Genomic DNA, 295 nt, shown 5'->3' with positions numbered 1-295 from the left:
GCAAAAATTCGGGTATAGCGCTTTGGCATCTTTGCCATCACATTCGCACACACATTCGGTCTGCAGAGGGCAATGCACAGCGCTCGGTCCCATAGTCTGCCCGGGTGGTGTACATTCGCCCACAACGGAAGTTCGCGTGGAGCAGGTTTTTCCAGATCAGCGTCATTTTGGTGCCCTCCTTTCAATGGTTTTCCCAATCCTCTAAGACCCTGGGGAACTTGGCTTCAATTTCCCACTAGGTTGGTGGATTTGTTGTCTGGATTATATCCCTATTTACCTAGATTGTCAATAGGTT

General features: G+C 49.2%; 1 protein-coding gene. It reads right to left on the bottom strand.

Translation table 11 applies throughout. The features are described from left to right. Positions 1-37 precede the first annotated feature (37 nt). A complete protein-coding gene (locus tag P0G09_RS19485) occupies positions 38-166 on the bottom strand; it encodes a hypothetical protein (RefSeq protein WP_275253502.1) in 129 nt (42 codons plus the stop codon). Positions 167-295: the final 129 nt, after the last annotated feature.

Origin of the sequence: Faecalibacterium sp. DFI.5.82, assembly GCF_029076575.1 — a bacterium.
Lineage (GTDB): Bacteria > Bacillota > Clostridia > Oscillospirales > Ruminococcaceae > Faecalibacterium > Faecalibacterium duncaniae.
The sequence above is the reverse complement of the archived record's forward strand: the minus strand, read 5'-3'. Positions and strand labels throughout refer to the sequence as shown.